This is a genomic window from Pseudomonas sp. LAP_36 (assembly GCF_019456785.1).
GTDB lineage: Bacteria > Pseudomonadota > Gammaproteobacteria > Pseudomonadales > Pseudomonadaceae > Aquipseudomonas > Aquipseudomonas tritici.
In genome coordinates this window covers 263,843-284,743 of the sequence record NZ_JAHZMS010000005.1, presented here as the reverse complement: position 1 = coordinate 284,743, position 20,901 = coordinate 263,843, and the positions used below count along the sequence as shown (strand labels likewise).

Annotated in this window: 15 protein-coding genes and 1 pseudogene; 10 read left to right on the top strand and 6 right to left on the bottom strand. The window is 60.3% G+C overall.

Features of this window, described 5'->3' with window-relative positions; all coding sequences use genetic code 11:
- Positions 1 to 134: 134 nt before the first annotated feature.
- From leuA to JBO08_RS18405, 4 genes are all read right to left on the bottom strand, one after another.
- The gene (gene leuA, locus JBO08_RS18420; RefSeq protein ID WP_065874532.1) at positions 135 to 1,814 is read right to left on the bottom strand and encodes a 2-isopropylmalate synthase; all 1,680 of its coding nucleotides are present in this window, start codon (positions 1,812 to 1,814) and stop codon (positions 135 to 137) included.
- Between the two features lie 324 nt (positions 1,815 to 2,138).
- Positions 2,139 to 2,960: a M23 family metallopeptidase gene (locus JBO08_RS18415; RefSeq protein WP_065880755.1), complete on the bottom strand. Its 822-nt coding sequence runs from the start codon at positions 2,958 to 2,960 to the stop codon at positions 2,139 to 2,141.
- A gap of 3 nt (positions 2,961 to 2,963) precedes the next feature.
- Positions 2,964 to 4,343, bottom strand: coding sequence for an exodeoxyribonuclease VII large subunit (gene xseA / locus JBO08_RS18410; protein WP_065874534.1), 1,380 nt, complete (start codon positions 4,341 to 4,343; stop codon positions 2,964 to 2,966).
- A 10-nt stretch (positions 4,344 to 4,353) separates the two neighbouring features.
- On the bottom strand, positions 4,354 to 5,244 hold the full coding sequence (locus tag JBO08_RS18405) for a LysR family transcriptional regulator (RefSeq protein WP_065880757.1): 891 nt from the start codon (positions 5,242 to 5,244) through the stop codon (positions 4,354 to 4,356).
- A 99-nt stretch (positions 5,245 to 5,343) separates the two neighbouring features.
- Here JBO08_RS18405 and JBO08_RS18400 point away from each other — a divergent pair, with 99 nt between their 5' ends.
- From JBO08_RS18400 to JBO08_RS18380, 5 genes and pseudogenes are all read left to right on the top strand, one after another.
- Complete coding sequence (locus tag JBO08_RS18400; RefSeq protein ID WP_065874536.1) at positions 5,344 to 6,111, top strand: sulfite exporter TauE/SafE family protein; 768 nt, start codon at positions 5,344 to 5,346, stop codon at positions 6,109 to 6,111.
- Positions 6,112 to 6,248: 137 nt separating this feature from the next.
- The gene (locus tag JBO08_RS18395; RefSeq protein WP_065880758.1) at positions 6,249 to 6,797 is read left to right on the top strand and encodes a sugar ABC transporter ATPase; all 549 of its coding nucleotides are present in this window, start codon (positions 6,249 to 6,251) and stop codon (positions 6,795 to 6,797) included.
- A 104-nt stretch (positions 6,798 to 6,901) separates the two neighbouring features.
- Complete coding sequence (gene guaB / locus JBO08_RS18390) at positions 6,902 to 8,371, top strand: IMP dehydrogenase (protein ID WP_065874538.1); 1,470 nt, start codon at positions 6,902 to 6,904, stop codon at positions 8,369 to 8,371.
- Positions 8,372 to 8,452: 81 nt separating this feature from the next.
- Positions 8,453 to 10,030 (top strand): glutamine-hydrolyzing GMP synthase, encoded by a 1,578-nt coding sequence (gene guaA / locus JBO08_RS18385; protein WP_064053754.1) that lies wholly within the window; start codon positions 8,453 to 8,455, stop codon positions 10,028 to 10,030.
- A 185-nt stretch (positions 10,031 to 10,215) separates the two neighbouring features.
- Positions 10,216 to 10,461 (top strand): annotated as a pseudogene (locus JBO08_RS18380) (helix-turn-helix domain-containing protein); the annotation flags it as partial.
- A 130-nt stretch (positions 10,462 to 10,591) separates the two neighbouring features.
- Here the strand turns inward: JBO08_RS18380 and treR are convergent.
- Positions 10,592 to 11,296, bottom strand: coding sequence for a trehalose operon repressor (gene treR / locus JBO08_RS18375; protein WP_065874539.1), 705 nt, complete (start codon positions 11,294 to 11,296; stop codon positions 10,592 to 10,594).
- A gap of 239 nt (positions 11,297 to 11,535) precedes the next feature.
- On the opposite strand from treR, the gene treP reads away from it, so the two are divergent.
- The 5 genes from treP (at position 11,536) to JBO08_RS18350 (ending at position 19,019) form a co-directional block, all read left to right on the top strand.
- A complete protein-coding gene (treP, locus tag JBO08_RS18370; RefSeq protein WP_065874540.1) occupies positions 11,536 to 12,978 on the top strand; it encodes a PTS system trehalose-specific EIIBC component in 1,443 nt (480 codons plus the stop codon).
- Positions 12,979 to 13,098: 120 nt separating this feature from the next.
- A complete protein-coding gene (treC, locus tag JBO08_RS18365; protein WP_065880759.1) occupies positions 13,099 to 14,745 on the top strand; it encodes an alpha,alpha-phosphotrehalase in 1,647 nt (548 codons plus the stop codon).
- 70 nt (positions 14,746 to 14,815) lie between these two features.
- Positions 14,816 to 16,036, top strand: coding sequence for a carbohydrate porin (locus tag JBO08_RS18360; protein WP_065880760.1), 1,221 nt, complete (start codon positions 14,816 to 14,818; stop codon positions 16,034 to 16,036).
- A gap of 182 nt (positions 16,037 to 16,218) precedes the next feature.
- Complete coding sequence (gene ptsP, locus JBO08_RS18355) at positions 16,219 to 18,735, top strand: phosphoenolpyruvate--protein phosphotransferase (RefSeq protein ID WP_220074400.1); 2,517 nt, start codon at positions 16,219 to 16,221, stop codon at positions 18,733 to 18,735.
- 2 nt (positions 18,736 to 18,737) lie between these two features.
- Positions 18,738 to 19,019: a PTS transporter subunit EIIB gene (locus JBO08_RS18350; RefSeq protein WP_065889975.1), complete on the top strand. Its 282-nt coding sequence runs from the start codon at positions 18,738 to 18,740 to the stop codon at positions 19,017 to 19,019.
- A gap of 137 nt (positions 19,020 to 19,156) precedes the next feature.
- Here the strand turns inward: JBO08_RS18350 and mltF are convergent, their stop codons facing one another.
- Positions 19,157 to 20,617 (bottom strand): membrane-bound lytic murein transglycosylase MltF, encoded by a 1,461-nt coding sequence (gene mltF / locus JBO08_RS18345; RefSeq protein WP_065874545.1) that lies wholly within the window; start codon positions 20,615 to 20,617, stop codon positions 19,157 to 19,159.
- Positions 20,618 to 20,901 lie beyond the last annotated feature (284 nt).

The window sequence follows — 20,901 nt, the reverse complement described above, 5'->3', positions numbered from 1 at the left end:
TTGATGTGTGAACCCAGTCAAGTGTGGGAGCCGGGCTTGCCCGCGATGAGGCCTTCACAAACAGCACAAAATCCAAGCCCAACAAAAAGGCCCCTGAGTTCTCACCCAGGGGCCTTTCGCCTTTCAGCAGTCAGTTACGCCGCTTTGGCTTCCAACTGGCTCAACGACCGGTTCAGCGCACTGAACAGCGCTTTAAAGCTGGCAGTGGTGATGTTTTCATCAATCCCCACACCATGCACCGGACGCTCACCGTTCACACGCAGCTCAATGTAGGCCGCCGCTTTGGCGTTGGTGCCTGCGCCGATTGCATGTTCGTTGTAGTCCATGATCTCTACACCAATCGGCAGGCCTGCCACCAGCGCTTCCAGCGCGCCGTTGCCTTTGCCTTTCCAGTGCAGGTTGGTTTCGCCCTGACCCTTGCCCGAGACTTCCACCTCGACAAAGCTGTTGCCATTCTCTTCCTGCAGACGATGGCTGACCAGCGCGTACGGGGTGTTGGCTTGCAGGTATTCACGCTGCAGCAACGCGTAGATCTGCGGCGCGGTCATCTCCAGGCCGACGCGGTCGGTCTCGGCCTGTACCACTTGGCTGAACTCGATCTGCATGCGGCGCGGCAAGCTGATGTCGTATTCCTGCTCCAGCAGGTAGGCGATGCCGCCTTTGCCCGACTGGCTGTTTACACGGATCACCGCTTCGTAGCTGCGACCAATGTCCGCTGGGTCGATCGGCAAGTACGGCACTTCCCACAGCGCATCGTCTTTCTGCTGGGAGAAACCTTTGCGGATCGCATCCTGGTGGGAGCCGGAGAACGCGGTGTGCACCAGGTCGCCAACGTACGGGTGACGTGGGTGCACCTGGATCTGGTTGCACTCTTCGACGACTTTGCGCACGCCGTCGATGTCGGAGAAATCCAGCTGCGGGTCGAGGCCCTGGGTGTACATGTTCAAGGCCACGGTGACCAGGTCGACGTTACCGGTACGCTCGCCGTTGCCGAACAGGCAGCCTTCGACACGGTCGGCGCCGGCCATCAGGCCCAGCTCGGTGGCGGCCACGCCGGTGCCTCGGTCGTTGTGGGTGTGCAGGCTGATGATCACGCTGTCACGACGGTTGATATGGCGACCGAACCACTCGATCTGGTCGGCATAGATGTTTGGCGTGGCGCATTCCACGGTGGCCGGCAGGTTGAGGATCATCTTGTGCTCAGGCGTCGGGTTCCACACCTCGATCACCGCGTCACAGACTTCCTTGGCGAACTCCAGCTCAGTCGCGCTGAAGGTCTCCGGGGAGTATTCGAACGTCCACTGGGTTTCCGGCTGCTGGGCGGCGTATTTGACGAACAGCTTGGCAGCGTTGACCGCGATGGCCTTGATGCCGTCCTTGTCCTGGTTGAACACGATGCGACGGAACGACGGCGATGTGGCGTTGTACAAGTGAACGATGGCTTTCTTGGCGCCGCGCAGGGATTCGAACGTGCGCGCGATCAAGTCTTCACGGCCCTGGGTCAGCACCTGGATGGTGGTGTCCTCGGGGATGTGGTTGTCTTCGATCAGGGTGCGTACGAAGTCGAAGTCGGTTTGCGACGCAGCCGGGAACGAGGCTTCGATTTCTTTAACGCCTACCGCTACCAGGGTCTTCCAGAAGCGCAGCTTTTTTGCGGCGTCCATTGGCTCGATCAGCGACTGGTTGCCATCACGCAGGTCGGAGCTGCACCAGATCGGCGCTTCGGTGATGGTCTTCGATGGCCAGGTGCGGTCCGGGATATCGATGGTCGGAAACGCGCGGTACTTCGAAGACGGGTCTTTGAGCATGCTCATCGGGAAATCCTTTGTAGTAGGGGCCGAGAAAAGGCGGCCTGCCGTAGAACTGTTTTTAGGGATAAAACGTATAGACGAGGCAGATCGATTCAGCTTGGCAGTCGTGCGCTGACGAGGCACAAACTGCGGTGCTGGCGGAGCTGAATGAGGGTGTGAGAGGTTTTCATAAGCTCAACCCTAACCGCCGGGGTGAAAGATGGCAAGCAGTCGAGAAAAATTGAGAGAAGTTCTGTTATCTGCGTAGGAAACGAGATTTTGTGCTTGGTTATAAGGTGAGGGCTGGTTTTAATTGCGCGCCCATTATCGAGCGCGCAATCGGACGGTTCAGGGTTGGAACGCGCCGATAAAGATTGCCGGGTCGACCCGTGCATCGTTCAGGCTGACATTCCAGTGCATGTGCGGTCCGGTCGCACGGCCCGTTGAACCGACCTTGCCGACCACTGCGCCGCGCGTGAGTTGATCGCCCACTTTCACGTCGATCTTCGACATGTGGCAGAACATGCTGATAAAGCCCTGGCCGTGGTCGACGAACACCGTATTGCCGTTGAAGAAGTAGTTACCGGTGAGAATCACCTTGCCGTTCGCCGGGGTCTTGATTGGAGTGCCCGCGGGTACGGCGAAATCCAGGCCGGAATGCGGATTGCGTTCTTCACCGTTGAAGAAACGGCGTACGCCAAACTTGCTCGACAGCGGCCCGTTCACCGGTTTATCCAGCACCAGGTTGCTCGGCAGGTTCGGGCTGAAACTGCGGTAGGCCTTGAGCTGCACCGCCAGTTCGCCTTCGATTCGCTTGAGTTGCGCCGGTTCAGGGTTTACCTGGCTTTTGTTTTTCAGGGTGATGCGCTGTTCCGGGTACTTCTTGTAACCGACGATAAACGGCAGGCTGCGCCCGCCGCTGCTGAGGCGCTCGTTGCCCGGTTTAACGGTCAACGGGATGCCGACAATCGCCAGCCAGTTGTCCGCCTCCTTCACCACCAGTACCGGTTTGCCTTGATAGGTGGCTTTCGGCGCTGCCGCCGAGGGGCCGAGTTCTACGACTGCAACGCCACCCGGCACGGGTTTGTTCAAGGTGCGCGTGATATAGCTGTCGGCCTGGGCATTTACGGCGAGGCACAGCAGCATCAACAGACTAAAGAGACGTGGCATTAATCAATCCAATAACGAAAGGGTGACGGGTGTTAGGTGGTTGTCTTCCACCCGCACTTGCAATTGGCCCTCACCGAGACGCGCGGTGAGGCGCTGGCCGGTGTGGGTCTGCGCGGCGTTGCGAATGGCCTGGCCGCGTTCGTCCAGCAGGATGCTGTAACCACGGCCCAGGGTCGCCAGCGGGCTGACCACCTGCAGCGTCTGCACCTGGCTTTGCAGTTGCAGGCGCCGCGCCTTGAGGCCTTCGCGCATGGCGCGGGGCAGGCGTTCGGCGAGGCTGTCCAGGCGCTGACGCAGCAGGGCCAGTTGGCGGCCGGGGTGTTGGCCGGCAAGACGGGTTTCCAGGCGGATCAAGCGTTCGCGCCGGGTATTGAGGCTGCGCTCGAACGCACGGCGCAGGCGCATGTCCAGGTCATCCAGGCGCTGGGCCTGTTGGCGCAGACGCTCGCCAGGGTGACGCAGACGTCGGGCCATGCCTTCCAGGCGCAGGCGGTCATGGCTCAGGCGATTGCGCATCAGCATCACCAGGCGACGGTGCAGGTTTTCGACTTGGCGTACCAAGTGGCTGGCGTCCGGCGCGAGCAATTCCGCCGCAGCGGATGGGGTAGGGGCGCGGACATCGGCGACGAAATCGCTGATGGACACATCGGTCTCATGACCAACGGCGCTGACGATCGGTGTGACGCAGGCGTCTACCGCGCGTGCCACGGCCTCTTCGTTAAAGCACCAGAGGTCTTCCAGCGAACCGCCACCACGCGCCAGGATCAGCGCATCAAAGCCCCGTGCGTCGGCGAGTTTCAGCGCACGTACGATCTGCGGGATGGCTTCGCGGCCTTGCACGGCTGTGGGGATCAATGTCAGCTCAACGTTCGGTGCCCTGCGGCGGAACACGCTGATGATGTCGCGGATCACCGCGCCGGTTGGCGAGCTGATAATGCCGATGCGCCGAGGATGCGCCGGCAGCGGCACTTTACGTTCAGCGCTGAACAGACCTTCGGCGCTGAGCTTTTCTTTCAGCGCATCGAACGCCAGGCGCAACGCGCCATCACCGGCCGGTTCCACGGTATCGAGGATCAGTTGGTAATCACCCCGGCCTTCAAACAGCGAGACCTTGCCACGCACTTTCACCGCCAGGCCATCCTTCAGCGCCTGGCGAACCCGCGCGGCGTTATTGCGAAACAGCGCGCAACGCACCTGGGCGCCGCTGTCCTTGAGGGTGAAATACACATGGCCGGAGGCCGGGCGGGCGAGGTTGGAGATCTCGCCTTCGACCCAGATATTGGTGAACACGTCTTCCAGCAACACCCGCGCGCGGCCGTTGAGCTGGCTGACAGTCAGGACTTCGCGGTCCAGGCCCAGTCGGGCAAAAGGATCTTTAATCATGGGCGGCAGTTTATAGGCATTCGCGCAGTGTTTGACAGAATTGCTCCACCAGCGCACTTGGCGCCTGCGCGCAGGCGAGGGCCACGGTGCTGAGGCCGTCCGGGTCGGCCAGGGGCAGAAAGTGCACGTTGACCGGGGCGATGTCCCGCATGGACTTTGGTAACAAGGCAATACCGAAGCCCGCCTGGATCAGCTGCAACTGGGTGGTCTTGCGGGACATCACCCGCGCGGCCTTGGGGAAAAATCCCGCGCGCATGCACAACTCGGCTGACAGATAACTCAGGCCGCCGCGTTGGGGATGGGGGATCGAGATAAACGCCTCGTCCTTCAATTGCTCCAGTTCGATAGGCGCATTGCTGCGCGCCAGCCCATGATTCGGCGGCACCGCCAGCAACAGTTGCTCGCTATATAAAGGCACGACTCGCACGCCTTCGCGCTGGCGCAACACGGGCAGGCGCAAGAGCCCGACGTCCAGGCGTCCGTCGGCGATCTCTTCCAACTGCGCTTCTGAAGACAGTTTAACGATGTCCATCGACACCCCTGGGCAGCGTTCCAGCCATGTGCTGATACCTTGCAGCAATGGGCCGCTCATCGGCACGGTGCTCGAATGGCTCAGGCGCAGCGTGCCCAATTCGCCATTACCCACTTGGGTTGCCATCTCGCTGGCCTTGAGTAATTCGCTCAGCAGGTTGCGGGCTCGGGGATAGAAGGCTTCACCCGCAGCCGTGAGTCGCGGCTGGCGCGCCATGCGTTCGAATAACGGGGTTTGCAGGTGGGTCTCCAGCTCCTTAATCTGCCGGCTCAGCGCTGACTGCGCCACAAACAGACGCTCGGCGGCGGCAGTGAAGCTGCCGCTGTCGGCGATTTCAACGAAGTAGCGCAGTTGGCGGGTGGAAATCACGCATCATGCCTTTTCGAGATGGGTGGATTGCTTTGAAGATATTAGTCGCATCGCTCACCGCTGGCTAAAGTGATTGCCATCTCTAATAAGGAATTACCCATGAGCCCGGTCGAGTTGATGAGCCAGTGGTCGTTTGATGGTATGGATTGGTTGGTCATCGGCCTGGGCATCGTTGTGGCCTATATCGTATTTGGCATCGCCGGCTTTGGTACGGCGTTGGTGGCGGGGCCACTGCTGATCCTGTTTATGCCACTGTCGAAAATCATCCCGCTGCTGGTGCTGCTGGATTTTGTCGCGGCCTTTGGCAACCTGCTGCAAGCGCGGCGTGATGTGAACAAGCCGGAACTGCTGCGGTTACTGCCGTGCATGGCGATGGGTTGCACACTGGGCGTGGTGTTTTTGCTAAACCTGCATTCGGACCTGTTATTGCTGCTGATGGGCCTGTTCATCAGTGCCTACGCTCTCTACAGCCTGGCGGTAAAAGCGCGGCCGGCTCAGCTGGCGGCGGGATGGTCGATTCCGATGGGCACCGTGGGCGGGTTATTTGGTGCGTTGTTCGGCAGTGGCGGCTTTCTCTACGCGATCTATCTGAATAGCCGCCTTCCAAAGGACGCGGCGCGCGCCACCCAGAGTGCGTTGATCAGTTGCAGCACGGTGGTGCGCCTGAGCTTGTTCCTGATTGCCGGGGTGTATGCGGATTTGCCGTTGTTGATGTTGGCGGTGTGCCTGTTGCCGGCGATGGCGCTTGGGCTGTGGTGTGGGCGCAGGTTGACGATGCGCATGTCCCGTGAAGCGTTTGTAAGATTGGTGACCTGGCTGGTGCTGGCGAGCGGTATTGCCTTGATCGGGCGCTACCTGAGCACTTGACCTCATTTCTTTAGGGATTAAGCTGCCAGCCTTCAGGGCCTCATCGCGGACAAGCCCGGCTCCCACAGTTGATTGCGATTAAATGTGGGAGCCGGGCTTGCCCGCGATGGCGCCAGTAGCCACACCGCAGGACTCTCATGAATTCCCAAAGCATCCTTGTCCCCAAAATCTCCACCTTGCCCGTCCACGAACCCCGCGCCCGGGCGATCGTGCGCTGGCTGGTGCGCAAGAACATCATCAAGGAAGAGCTGACCACCTGTGGCCGCATCGGCAACCGCATGGCCTACGCCCTGGCCGATGGTGCCCGCGCCGTGGTGCTGCACCCCGAGGCGCTGCCGTTCAACGAGCCGATCAACGGCCTGGAAATCATCTACAAGCGCTGCATCTACACGCCGGCCAAGGGCTTTCTCGAAGAAGCCGGCTGCCCGGAATGCCGCAAGGAAGTCGGCGAAGCCTTGTTCGACAGCCTGGAAGATTGGATGCCCGGCCACACCGATAACTTCACCTGCCCGCTGTGTGGGCATGAAGACGACATCAATGGGTTCCTGTTCCTACAGGAATGCGGGTTTTCCAACCTGGGATTCATTTTCAACAACTGGGCGGAGGCGGGGTTCAAGCAGAGCTTTATCGACGAATTTGCCGATTGGCTGGACCAGAAGATGAGTTGGGTCAAAGTCGAGCTTTAACCCTTCTATCAGTATTCCCAAGTTTGTCAGAGTTTTACATTGAGCCCGACAGGGTGCATGTATATAATGGCGCGCTTCCATTTTCCCGCTCGGGAGCCCCCGCGATGCTGCGTATCAGCCAAGAAGCTCTGACATTCGACGACATTCTCCTAGTGCCCGGTTATTCCGAGGTGCTTCCTAACGAAGTCAGTCTCAAGACCCGCCTAACCCGTGGCATCGAGCTGAATATTCCCCTGGTTTCCGCTGCCATGGACACCGTCACTGAAGCCCGTTTGGCAATCGCCATGGCTCAGGAAGGCGGCATCGGCATCATCCACAAGAACATGACCATCGAGCAGCAAGCTGCCGAAGTGCGCAAGGTCAAGCGTTACGAAGCTGGTGTGGTGAAAGATCCCATCACCATCGAAGCCGACGCTACCGTGCGTGACCTGTTCGAACTGACCCGCATGCACAACATCTCCGGCGTTCCGGTGTTGCACGATGGCGACCTGGTCGGCATCGTCACTTCCCGTGACGTGCGTTTCGAGAACCGCATGGAAGTCACTGTCCGCGATGTGATGACGCCTAAAGAGCGCCTGGTCACTGTCCGCGAAGGGGCCGACAAGAATGATGTGCGCGAATTGCTGCATAAAAACCGCATCGAGCGCGTGCTGATCGTCGACGACAAATTCGCCCTCAAGGGCATGATGACCGTCAACGACATCGAAAAAGCCAAGGCTTACCCGCTGGCCAGCAAGGATGACCAAGGTCGTCTGCGCGTTGGCGCCGCCGTTGGTACCGGTAAAGACACCGGTGACCGCGTTTCGGCCCTGGTCGCTGCCGGCGTTGACGTGGTGGTGGTCGACACCGCCCACGGTCACTCCAAAGGCGTGATCGACCGCGTGCGTTGGGTCAAACAGAACTTCCCTGATGTACAAGTGATCGGCGGCAACATCGCCACCGGCGCAGCGGCCAAGGCCCTGGCTGAAGCGGGCGCCGATGCAGTCAAGGTCGGTATCGGCCCTGGCTCGATCTGCACCACCCGTATCGTTGCCGGTGTGGGCGTGCCGCAAATCAGCGCCATCGCCAACGTCGCCGCTGCCCTTGAAGGCACCGGCGTTCCGTTGATCGCCGACGGCGGCATCCGTTTCTCCGGTGACCTGTCCAAGGCCATCGTTGCCGGTGCTTCCTGCGTGATGATGGGCTCGATGTTCGCCGGTACTGAAGAAGCGCCAGGCGAGATCGAACTGTTCCAGGGCCGTTCCTACAAGGCTTACCGCGGCATGGGTTCGCTGGGCGCCATGTCCCAGGCGCAAGGTTCTTCCGACCGTTACTTCCAGGACTCCTCGGCAGGCGCCGAGAAACTCGTCCCGGAAGGCATCGAAGGCCGTGTGCCGTACAAAGGCACACTGAGCGCGATCATCCATCAACTGATGGGCGGCCTGCGTTCCTCGATGGGCTACACCGGCAGCGCCGACATCGAAGAAATGCGCACCAAGCCAGAGTTCGTGCGGATCACCGGCGCCGGCATGGCTGAATCCCATGTCCACGACGTGCAGATCACCAAGGAAGCGCCAAACTACCGAGTAGGTTGAGGCTTCCAGCAAAACGTTAAGTAACCGGGGCTGTTCTTTCAGCCCCGAGTTGTTTCTGATTCATTAGACGAGACTGACTTCATGGCCCTCGACATTCACGCCCACCGCATCCTGATCCTCGACTTCGGTTCCCAGTACACCCAGCTGATTGCCCGCCGCGTGCGTGAAATCGGCGTGTACTGCGAACTGCATCCGTTCGACATGGACGACGAAGCGATCCGCGAATTCGCACCTAAAGGCGTCATCCTCGCCGGTGGCCCCGAGTCCGTGCACGAAGCCAACAGCCCGCGTTGCCCGCAGGCTGTATTCGATCTGGGCGTGCCGGTCTTCGGTATTTGCTACGGCATGCAGACCATGGCCGAGCAACTGGGCGGCAAGGTCGAAGGGTCCGAGCTGCGTGAATTCGGTTATGCCCGTGTCGACGTGGTCGGCAAGAGCCGCCTGCTGGACGGCATTGAAGACCACATCGACGCCGACGGCCTGTTCGGCCTCGACGTGTGGATGAGCCACGGTGACAAAGTCACCAAGATGCCGGAAGACTTCCATATCCTGGCCAGCACGCCGAGCTGCCCGATCGCCGGCATGTTCAGCGACGAGCGCCGTTACTACGGCGTGCAGTTCCACCCGGAAGTGACCCACACCAAACAAGGCGGCCGCATCCTGTCGCGCTTCATCCTCGACATCTGCGAGTGTGAAGCCCTGTGGACGCCGTCGAAGATCGCTGAAGACGCCATCGCCAACGTGCGCGCCCAAGTCGGTACCGACAACGTACTGCTCGGCCTGTCCGGCGGTGTTGACTCCTCCGTGGTTGCTGCGCTGCTGCACAAAGCCATCGGCGACCAGCTGACCTGCGTCTTCGTCGACAACGGCCTGCTGCGCCTGCACGAAGGCGAGCAAGTGATGGCCATGTTCGCCGAGAACATGGGCGTCAAGGTGATCCGCGCCAACGCCGAGGACCAGTTCCTCAACAACCTGGCCGGCGAGTCCGACCCAGAGAAGAAGCGCAAGATCATCGGTCGCACCTTCATCGACGTCTTCGATGCCCAGGCCAAACACCTGGACAACATCAAGTACCTCGCCCAGGGCACCATCTACCCCGACGTGATCGAGTCGGCCGGCGCCAAGAGCGGCAAGGCCCACGTGATCAAGTCCCACCACAACGTGGGTGGCCTGCCTGAGGAAATGAACCTCAAGCTGGTAGAACCGCTGCGCGAACTGTTCAAGGACGAAGTCCGCCGTCTGGGCCTGGAACTCGGCCTGCCGTACGACATGGTCTACCGCCACCCATTCCCAGGCCCGGGCCTGGGTGTGCGTATCCTGGGTGAAGTGAAAAAGGAATACGCCGACCTGCTGCGTCGCGCCGACCACATCTTCATCGAAGAACTGCGCAAGGCCGACTGGTACCACAAAGTCAGCCAGGCGTTCGTGGTGTTCCAGCCGGTGAAATCCGTTGGTGTTGTAGGCGATGGTCGTCGTTACGCGTGGGTAGTTGCACTGCGCGCCGTAGAAACCATCGACTTCATGACCGCCCGTTGGGCACACCTGCCGTACGAACTGCTGGAAACCGTCAGCGGTCGTATCATCAATGAGATCGAAGGTATTTCGCGCGTGACGTATGACGTGTCGAGCAAGCCGCCGGCGACGATTGAGTGGGAATGATCCTGCGTTAGCAGGTAAATGCTGAACAACAAAACCCCGGCCATGTGCCGGGGTTTTGTGTTTATGGCATGTAAGTCTTTGGTCAAAAACCGTATCAGATAAACAATACTCAGAATGAAATGCATCATATAGGGTGCATAAATTCAGATTTATCTATTCATGCAGTATATGGGGGGCATTTTGATATGGAAGAGTTAGGCAAATTGATCCGCAGCCTCCGTAAAACAGCGGGCCTTTCACAAAGTCAGCTTGCGCACCGTCATGGCATGAGCCGCTCCACCATTTCGGGGGTCGAGAACAACACGATCTCCGAAGTGGGAATTCGCAAAGTCGCAGCGATCCTCGAGGGCTTGGGGTACGAATTGACCGCCATACCAAAACGTCGGCGCAAAACCCTCGATGAATTGAAATCAGTAAGCTTCCATGATGAGTCAAAGGGATCGGTTGTATATCGGCGAAGCACTCACCCAGAGTTCGCGGCGGTAGGAGAGAAGATGACTGCTGCATGGACGGCAGGGCTGGCAAAAAGTATCGCAGTGCAATGATCTTCCCGGTTGATGCTTACCGCCGCGCAATATCCGAAAAGTAAAACTTATCCAACGTATGCCGCGACTCGGTGTACTCGAACTGCCGACCATCCTGCAAAAACGTCTGGTTGCTCACCACGATCACATGGCTCTGCCCTTCGAGGTCGAGGTGTGCCTGGTCGTCCTTGCCGCGTGGCAGGGCTTCGATGGTGCGTTGGGCGTAGGCAATTTGCAGCTGCAAAGTCTGTTCGATAAACGCGTAGATCGACTGTTCGGCAATCGAGCGGTCCAGGCCGGGGATCACATCAGCGACGAAGTGGTTGATGTCGAGGATCACGCGTTTACCGTCGATGCGCCGTACCCGTTTGATGCGGGTGATCAGCGTACCGGGCTCTGCTTCGATGTGCTGCAGCAGTGAACCCTCCAGTGGGAATTGGGTGAACTCGACCACTTCAGTGCGTACGTCGTCGCCCAAGTCGGCGTGGGTTTCGTGGAAGCTGACGATGCCGCCGAGTTGGAACTCAATCGGGTTAGGCGACAACACGAATGTGCCCTTGCCATGGATTTTTTGCGCGAACCCACGCTCCTGCAACTGCTCGATGGCGCGGCGCACGGTGCCTCGGCTGGCCTGGTAGCTGTCCATCAGTTCGGTTTCGGAGGGAAGGCGCGTGCCGCGCTGCAGGCGTTCGGTGGTGATGCTGGCAAGCAGATCCGTGTAGATCTGGTTGTATTTGCTCATGGGGATGGCTCTTTGCCGGGGTTGCGGTCAAGGCAGGAACCTTAGTGGCAGAGAGGGGGTTTGTCCATTAGACCCTTGGATTTATGCGGTTTGCAGCGATGCGGTGGCCTACAGGAAATAAACAAAATCAAACTCGTACAGACGAGTTGTTGCTTTAACTCGTACAGACGAGTACTTTTGCCCTCGGCGTGCTGCCAATGACTGCCCCTCAAATAAAAAAATCAAAGTGGAAAACAAGCATGAGCCACGACTATTCGAACATTGCCCGCGAGATCCTCGAAAACCTCGGGGGCCGTGACAACCTTGAGCAAGCTGCCCACTGCGTGACCCGCCTGCGCCTGGCGCTCAAGGACCCGAGCCTGGTCAATAGCGGCGCGCTGAACCAGGTCGATCTGGTCAAGGGTTCGTTCTTCACCGGCGGCCTGTTCCAGGTGGTGATCGGTCCCGGCGAAGTGGAAAAGGTCTACGCCGCCCTGCGCGAACAGACCGGTCTCGCCGCCGCCACCATCGCCGATGTGAAGAAGAAGGGCGCCGACAAGACCAACGCTATGCAGCGCCTGGTGCGGGTGTTTTCCGATGTGTTCATGCCGATCCTGCCCGCGCTGATCATCGCCGGCCTGTTGATGGGCGTGAACAACCTGATGGGCGCCAAGGGCATGTTCATCGAGGGCAAGACGCTGCTGGAGGCCTATCCGAACCTGGATGGGCTGTGGAGCTTGATCAACCTGATGGCCAACACCTCGTTCGTGTTCCTGCCGGCGCTGGTCGGCTGGTCGGCGGCCAAGCGCTTCGGCGGCAGTGAAATCCTTGGCATTGTGCTTGGCCTGATGCTGGTGCACCCGGACCTGCTCAACGCTTGGAACTACGGCAAAGCCGTGGCCGGGCTCGACGGCCAGAGCCTGCCGTACTTCGATATTTTCGGCTGGTTCCAGATCGAAAAAGTCGGCTACCAAGGGCAAATCCTGCCGATCCTGATGGCGGCGTATGTGATGAGCGTGATCGAGAAATGGTTGCGGGCGCGGGTGCCCAATGCGATTCAACTGCTCGTCGTGCCGATCACCACCATCGTCGTTACCGGTGTGCTGGCCCTGGCGATTATCGGCCCGGTGACCCGTCACCTCGGCATCCTGATCACCGAAGGCGTGGTCACCCTGTTTGACCTGGCGCCGATGGTCGGCGGGGCGATTTTCGGCCTGCTGTATGCGCCGCTGGTGATCACCGGCATGCACCACATGTTCCTTGCCGTGGACCTGCAACTGATCTCCACCCAGGGCGGCACCTTTATCTGGCCGATGATCGTCATGTCCAACCTGGCCCAGGGCAGCGCCGCGCTCGCGGTGTTCTACATGAGCCGCAATGCGCGGGACAAAAGCATGGCTTCGACTTCGGCAATTTCGGCGTATTTCGGCATCACTGAACCGGCGATGTTCGGGGTGAATTTGCGCTTCAAGTTTCCGTTTTATGCGGCCCTTGTTGGCTCGGCGCTGGGCAGCATTTTCCTCGCGCTGAACAAGGTGCAGGCCTCGGCCATTGGGGTGGGGGGCTTGCCTGGATTTATCTCGATCGTGCCGCAATCCATCGCGGTGTTTGTGATCGGCATGGTCATCGCGATGGTGGTGCCGTTTGTTTTGACCTGTGCGTTGAGCATGAAGATTGTTCGGCCCGGATACAGGGTCGCCTGAACTACCGCCTTCGCGAGCAAGCCCGCTCCCACATTTGAAATGCGTTCCCCCTTGTGGGAGCGGGCTTGCTCGCGAAGAGGCCCTCAAGGCCAGCACAAAAATCAACTGAAGGAACCCACCATGCAAAACTGGCAACACTCGGTGATCTACCAGATCTACCCCAAAAGCTTCCACAGCCACGCGGGTAACGCCACCGGTGACCTGCTGGGCATCGTGGACAAACTCGATTACCTGAAATGGCTGGGCGTGGACTGCCTGTGGATCACCCCGTTCCTGCGCTCGCCGCAACGCGACAACGGCTATGACATCAGCGACTACTACGCCATCGACCCGAGCTACGGGACCATGGCCGACTGCGACCTGCTGATCAGCGAAGCGGCCAAACGTGGCATCAAGCTGATGCTGGATATCGTGGTCAACCACACCTCCATCGAGCACGAGTGGTTCCAGCAAGCGCGCAGCAGCCTCGACAACCCGTACCGCGACTTCTACATCTGGCGCGACCAGCCGAACAACTGGGAATCCAAGTTCGGCGGCTCGGCCTGGGAATACGAGGCGCAAACCGGCCAGTACTTCCTGCACCTGTTCGACCACACCCAGGCCGACCTCAATTGGGACAACCCGCAGGTGCGCGCCGAGGTGTTCAAGCTGATGCGCTTCTGGCGTGACAAGGGCGTGGGCGGTTTCCGCCTGGACGTGATCAACCTGATCTCAAAGCCCGCCGACTTTCCCGAAGACAACAGCGACGGCCGCCGTTTCTACACCGACGGCCCGAATGTGCACGAATACCTGCAGGAAATGCACCGCGAAGTCTTCGAAGGGCATGACCTGATCAATGTCGGCGAGATGTCATCCACCAGCCTCGAACACTGCATTCGCTACTCGCGGCCGGAGTCGAAAGAACTGTCGATGACCTTCAACTTTCATCACCTGAAAGTGGATTACCCGAACCTGCAGAAGTGGGTGAAAGCTGACTTCGATTTCCTGCAACTCAAGCAGATCCTCTCCGACTGGCAAATGGGCATGCAAGCCGGTGGCGGCTGGAACGCGCTGTTCTGGTGTAACCACGACCAGCCACGGGTGGTTTCGCGTTTTGGCGATGACGGCGAGCATCGCGTGGTCTCTGCCAAGATGCTCGCCACCGCGCTGCACTTCCTCCAGGGCACGCCGTTCGTGTACCAGGGCGAAGAGCTGGGCATGACCAATCCGGGCTTCGACAGGATCGAACAGTACCGCGATGTGGAGACGCTGAATATCTTCCGCCTCAAGCGCGATGCCGGCGAGTCCGAGGCGTCGAGCATGGCGGCGATTATGCAGAAGTCGCGGGACAACGGTCGCACGCCGATGCAATGGAATGCCGAGGAAAATGCGGGTTTCAGCGCCGGCGAGCCCTGGATCGGTATTCCGGCAAATGCTTCAACGATCAATGTCGAAAGCCAGCAGGATGACCCGGATTCAGTGCTGCATCACTACCGTGCGCTGATTGCCTTGCGGCGGCATGAGCCTCTGATCCAGGAAGGTGTTTACCGTCAACTGCTGCAAGACCACTTGCACGTCTGGGCGTACCTGCGCGAAGGCCATGGCGAGCGCCTGCTGGTGCTGAATAACTTCTACGGCACGCCCTGCGAAATCCAACTGCCGGACACCGTGATCAACCCGGCAAGTGAGCAACGCCTGCTGATCAGCAACTACCCCGACTGCCCGCAACGTACCGCCACGGTGACGCTGCGCCCTTACGAATCGTTTGTGCTGCACCTCAAGGACTGAGACCCGTTGTAACCCCGTGTGGGAGCACGGGGCGCTTTGAAAAAACATAATAAAAATATCGGAGTGCTTTATGAAAACAACAATAAAGCTGGGCCTCGTTGCGTCCTGTTTAAGCCTGCCTATTGGCGCTCAAGCTCTGGAATTTGCCGGTTACGTGCGCAGTGGCGCGGGGACTTCAACGGGCAGCGGCCCACAGCAGTGTTTCCAACTGCCGGGGGCGCAAACCAAATACCGCCTGGGTAACGAATGCGAGCAGTACGGCGAACTGGAGTTGCGCCAGGATCTGGTCACCCTCGACGACGGCTCGGTGCTCAGCGTCGATGCCATGGCGTCGCTCTACAACAAGTACGACCGTGAACTGAAGTTCCAGGGCGAGAACAACGGCACCGCGCGCATGCCGCAGATGTATGCGCAATGGTCCAACCTGCCCAGCCTCAATGGCGGCTCGCTGTGGGCCGGTCGGCGTTACTACAAGCGTAACGACATCCATATCTCCGACTTCTACTACTGGAACCAGAGCGCCACGGGCGGGGGCATCGAGGACGTGCTGATCGGCGACCTCAAATACAGCTACGCGATTTCCCGCAAGGACAACCTGTACCAGAAGGAATACGCCACCCGTCACGACTTCAACGTCGCGGGCTTCAAGACCAACCCCGGCGGCGAGCTGGAACTGGGCTTGAGCTACATCGAAAAAGCGGGCGGGCGTGACACCAACAGCGGCTGGGCGATCACCGCGCAGCACGTGCAAAAGCCTTTCCTGGGCGGCAAGAACAAGTTTGCCTTGCAGTACGGCGAAGGCCCCGGTACTGGCTTGGGTTACACCGGCAATACCTTCCTGGATAAGAGCAGCAAAAGTTACCGCGCCGTCGAGTTTTTCGACTGGCAGGTGACTCCGCGTTTCGGTGGGCAGATCGAGGCGGTGTACCAGAAGGACATTCGTCCCGGCAGCCAGGATCAGACTTGGATGTCCCTCGGTGTGCGCCCGGCGTACGCCATCAGCGAGCAGTTCAAGCTGGTCACCGAGCTTGGGCATGATCAGGTCGACGCCAGCGGCGGCACGCGCAAGCTGAGCAAATTTACCTTCGCCCCAACCTGGTCGCCCAAAGGCCCGGATTTCTGGGCGCGGCCGGAAGTGCGCTTGTACTACACCTATGCAACGTGGAACGAAGCGGCCAAGCGCGCGGCGAATGAATGGGCGGCGGGGTCGGCGTTGTCCGATACCGGCTCCTACGGCACGGCACGGCATGGGTCGAACGTTGGTGTGCAAGTTGAATACTGGTGGAAATAGCGCGAACTCATGTGAATGCGCTTTGTGTGGGAGCTGGCTTGCCTGCGATGCGGGCGACTCGGTCTTTCAGGAAAACTGAGGCGATGCTAGCGCAGGCAAGCCAGCTCCCACATTGGAACGTCGTCGTCCTGGGGTTTGCATTAATCCAATGATTTTTACAGAACAAAACAGCAGGTGAAGCCATGACCACAACTCAACCCCTGGAACTGCTGGCGCCCTTGTCGGGTGTGCTGCTGGCGTTGGACAAGGTGCCCGACCCGGTATTCTCCAGTCGCCTGATCGGCGATGGCCTGTGCATCGACCCCACGTCGCAGACCCTCTGCGCGCCACTGGCCGGGGTGATCAGCAATATCCAAGACAGTGGGCATGCCATCAGCGTCACCGACGACAACGGCGTCCAGGTGCTGATGCATATCGGCCTGGACACCGTGAACCTGGCGGGCCAGGGCTTCACCCGGCGGGTGCAGGAAGGCCAGCGGGTGGAGGCCGGGCAAGCGCTGATCGAATTCGATGCCGATTATGTGGCGCTCAATGCGCGCAGTTTGCTGACCTTGATGCTGGTGGTCAGCGGCGAGCCGTTTACCCTGTTGGCGAACGGTCTTGTGGAGGTCGGCCAGCCGTTGTTGCAGTTATCCCCAAGTGAAACGGTTGAAGCGCTGGACGAGGAGGCGGGCGATGCGCTGTTCTCCAAACCGCTGACCTTGCCCAACGCCAACGGTTTGCACGCCCGCCCTGCGGCGGTGTTCGCCCAGGCGGCGAAGGGGTTCAATGCGAGCATCTACCTGCACAAGCAAACCCAGAGCGCCAATGCGAAGTCGCTGGTGGCGATCATGGCGTTGCAAACCGTGCAGGGCGACACCTTACAAGTGAGCGCGGCAGGGGAGGAGGCCGAGGCGGCGATCAACGCGCTGGTGGCCTTGTTGGCTGAAGGCTGTGGCGAGGCGGTTGCGACCGTTGCTGAGCCGGTTGCGGCGGAATTGTCGGCAACGTTGTTGCTGGGCGTGTGTGCATCACCGGGTTCGGCGTTTGGCCAGGTCGTTCAAGTGACCGAGCCTGAGCTGGCTATCACTGAACAAGGCACGGGTGAAACGGCTGAGCATGCCGCTTTGGCGCGCGGCCTCCAGGCTGCAAACGAAGCGCTGCAAGCTCTGCAAGACAAGGCCGCCGGCAGTGCCCAGGCAGAGATCTTCCGCGCTCATCAGGAACTGCTCGAAGACCCGACCTTGCTGGAACAAGCCCACAGCCTGTTGGCTGACGGCAAGAGCGCCGCATTTGCCTGGAACAGTGCCACCGTCGCGACGGCCCAACTGTTCCAGGGCTCAGGCAATGCCCTGCTTGCCGAACGTGCGGCAGACCTGGCCGACGTCGGCCAGCGCGTGCTGAAACTGATCCTCGGCATTCAAGACAGCGCGTGGGACTTGCCGGAACGCGCGATCCTGATCGCTGAACAACTGACGCCGTCGCAGACCGCCAGCCTGGATACACGCAAGGTGTTGGGTTTTGTCACGGTCGGCGGCGGCGCGACCAGCCACGTCGCCATCCTCGCCCGCGCCCTGGATATACCGGCGATTTGCGGCGTGTCGGCCCAAGTGCTGGCGTTGGCCAATGGCAAACAGGTCCTGCTCGACGCCGACAAAGGCGAGCTGCACCTGAACCCCAACCCGGCCGAGATCGAACACCTGGAAGTAACGCGCAAACAACAGGCTCTGCGCCATCAGCGCGACGTGGCGCACGCGTCTCTACCGGCAACCACTCGCGATGGCCATCACGTCGAAGTCACCGCTAACGTGGCTTCGTTGACGGAGGTGGAACAGTCCTTGAGCCTCGGCGGGGAAGGCGTCGGCCTGTTGCGCTCGGAATTTCTCTACCTGGGCCGCAACCGCGCACCGAGCCCCGACGAACAAGCGGCGACCTACACCGCGATCGCCCGTGCCCTGGGCCCCGAGCGCAACCTGGTGGTGCGCACCCTCGACGTTGGTGGCGACAAACCGTTGGCCTATGTGCCCATGGACGCCGAGACCAACCCATTCCTCGGTTTGCGCGGCATCCGCCTGTGCCTGGAGCGCCCGGAGCTGCTGCGCGAACAGTTCCGCGCGATCCTCGCCAGTGCCGGTTTTGCGCGGCTGCATATCATGTTGCCGATGGTCAGCCTGCTGTCGGAACTGCACCTGGCGCGCACAATCCTTAAAGAGGAAGCGCTGGCGCTCGGGCTCACTGAACTGCCGAAGCTGGGGATCATGATTGAAGTACCGTCCGCCGCGCTGATGGCGGATGTCTTCGCGCCCCATGTGGATTTTTTCTCCATTGGCACCAACGACCTGACTCAATACACCCTCGCCATGGACCGCGACCACCCGCGCCTGGCCAGTCAGGCCGACAGTCTCCACCCGGCGGTATTGCGCTTGATCGCCACCACGGTCAAGGCCGCGCATGCCCATGGCAAGTGGGTCGGCGTGTGCGGTGCGTTGGCGTCCGAAGCGCTGGCGGTGCCGGTGCTGATCGGGCTGGGTGTGGATGAGTTGTCGGTCAGCGTGCCGTTGATCCCCACTATCAAGGCCACCGTGCGTGAGCTGGACCTGGCTGACTGTCAGGCCATCGCCTGCCAGGTGTTGGGGCTGGAGGACGCCGTCCAAGTGCGTGAGGCCCTGCGCCAGTATCACGCGGCTACCGTTGAAACCTCACCTGTCGTGGAGCTTTGAGCATGTTCGAGAAATTGCAGCAGGCGTTCTGGAAGGCCCTGACGCCGGATTTGATTGCCGAGACGGTAGCGCCGCCGGGTTTGTTGTCGGCTGATGTGCTGAGGGCATTGGGTGGCGCGGATAATCTCAAGTCGCAGCAGCGGATGGCACTGACGCGGGTGCGGGTGCAGTTGCAGGATGCGGCGAAGCTTGATGCGCAGGCGCTGAAGGTGGCGGGTGTGCCGGGCGTGATGGTGTTGGCCGGTGGGGTTGTGCACCTGCTCACTGGCCTGAACTCGGCCTAGAGATCAAAGGAGATCAATGTGGGAGCCGGGCTTGCCCGCGATAGCGGTGTGTCAGGCGGCGGATATTTCGACTGACGGGCCGCCATCGCGGGCAAGCCCGGCTCCCACAGGATTTTGTGGCGTTTGGGAGAGTGTGTTTACAACGGCTGGTTATCTTCCGGCGGCTTGGTCTTGTCCACACCCGGCACATGCAAATTGCCTTCGACCACCTGGTTGCCTTCCAGCTGCGGCTGGGTCACCCAGGTAAGAATGTCGTAATACCGCCGGATGTTCGCCACGAAATGCACCGGCTCACCGCCGCGCGCATAACCATAGCGCGTCTTGCTGTACCACTGCTTCTGCGACAGGCGCGGCAGCATCTTCTTCACATCCAGCCACTTGTTCGGGTTCAAACCTTCGCGCTTGGCCAGCGTGCGTGCGTCTTCCAGATGGCCGGTGCCGACGTTGTAGGCGGCGAGGGCGAACCAGGTGCGATCCGGCTCGGCGATGCTGTCGTCCAGTTCATCCTTGATCTTGGCCAGGTACTTGGCGCCACCCATGATGCTTTGCTTGGGGTCCAGGCGGTTGGACACGCCCATCGCCTGGGCGGTGTTCTGGGTCAGCATCATCAGGCCGCGCACGCCAGTCTTGGAGGTGACGGCCGGTTGCCACAGCGATTCCTGATAGCCAATGGCTGCCAACAGGCGCCAATCGACCTTTTCTTCCTTGGCATAGGCCCGGAAGTGTTTCTCATACTTGGGTAAACGCTGCTGCAGATGCTGGGCAAAGGTGTAGGCGCCCACATAGCCGAGTACATCGACGTGCCCGTAATAGCGGTCTTTGAGACGCTGCAGGGTGCCGTTCTTCTCGACCTTGTCCAGGTAACTGTTGATCTCGTTGAGCAGGCTGTTGTCTTCACCCGCCGCCACGGCCCAGCTCTGATTGCTGGCATTGCCCAGGTCGAAGGCCACGCGCACGTTGGGGAAGTACACCTGGTTCATGGCGACTTCGTTGGAGTCCACCAGGGTCAGGTCGATCTGCCCCTCGTCCACCATGCGCAGCAGGTCGACGACTTCAACGGCGTCGGACTCTTCGTATTCAATCGCAGGGTTCTGTTTCTTGAGCGCCGCCAGTTGTTCGGCGTGGGTGCTGCCCTTGAGCACCATGATCTTCTTGCCCACCAGGTCTGCCGCGTTCGTCGGGCGGGACTGGCCATTGCGGTAGATGATCTGCGGGGTGACTTCTAAATAAGGGTGGGAGAAACGCACCTGCGTCTGGCGCTGTTCGCTGCTGACCAGGCCGGCCGCCGCGAGGACCGGGCCGTTGGGCTTGCCCAGTTGGCCGAACAGGTCATCGAGGTTGTCAGCGGTCTCGATCTCCAGCTTCACGCCCAGGTCGTCGGCAAAGCGCTTGACCAGTTCGTACTCGAAACCGGTTTCACCGTTGCGGTCCTGGAAATACGTGGCCGGACTGTTTCGGGTGATCACCCGCAATACGCCATCCTCCTTGATTCGCTCGAGCGTGCTGGGTTTATCAACACAGGCGCTGAGCATCAGGAAGAGTCCGGTTGCGATGAGCCATTTGGCGCATCGCGGGCGCAAAGCAGTTGGGGAGAACATCTGCGCAGTATACGCAAACGGCCCACGGCGCCATATCTCGACAGCGCGGGACTTGTCTGCTAGCGCTTGCAAAACTGTGCTGCAGCCCGCAGAAATGCGGCTTGGCGAGGGATTGTGACGGTTAAAATAACTGCGCGGAATACCCCGGATGGCCCCTCAAAAGCGGTGCAATCCGGCCAACTGACGTCTGGCAGCAGCCACCGGTAGCGTTTCGGGTGCCGTTGGCGGCGGTTTACGCTAGAATGCACGGCCTCAAAGCACACCCCTTCCCGAGGCTGTCCCGA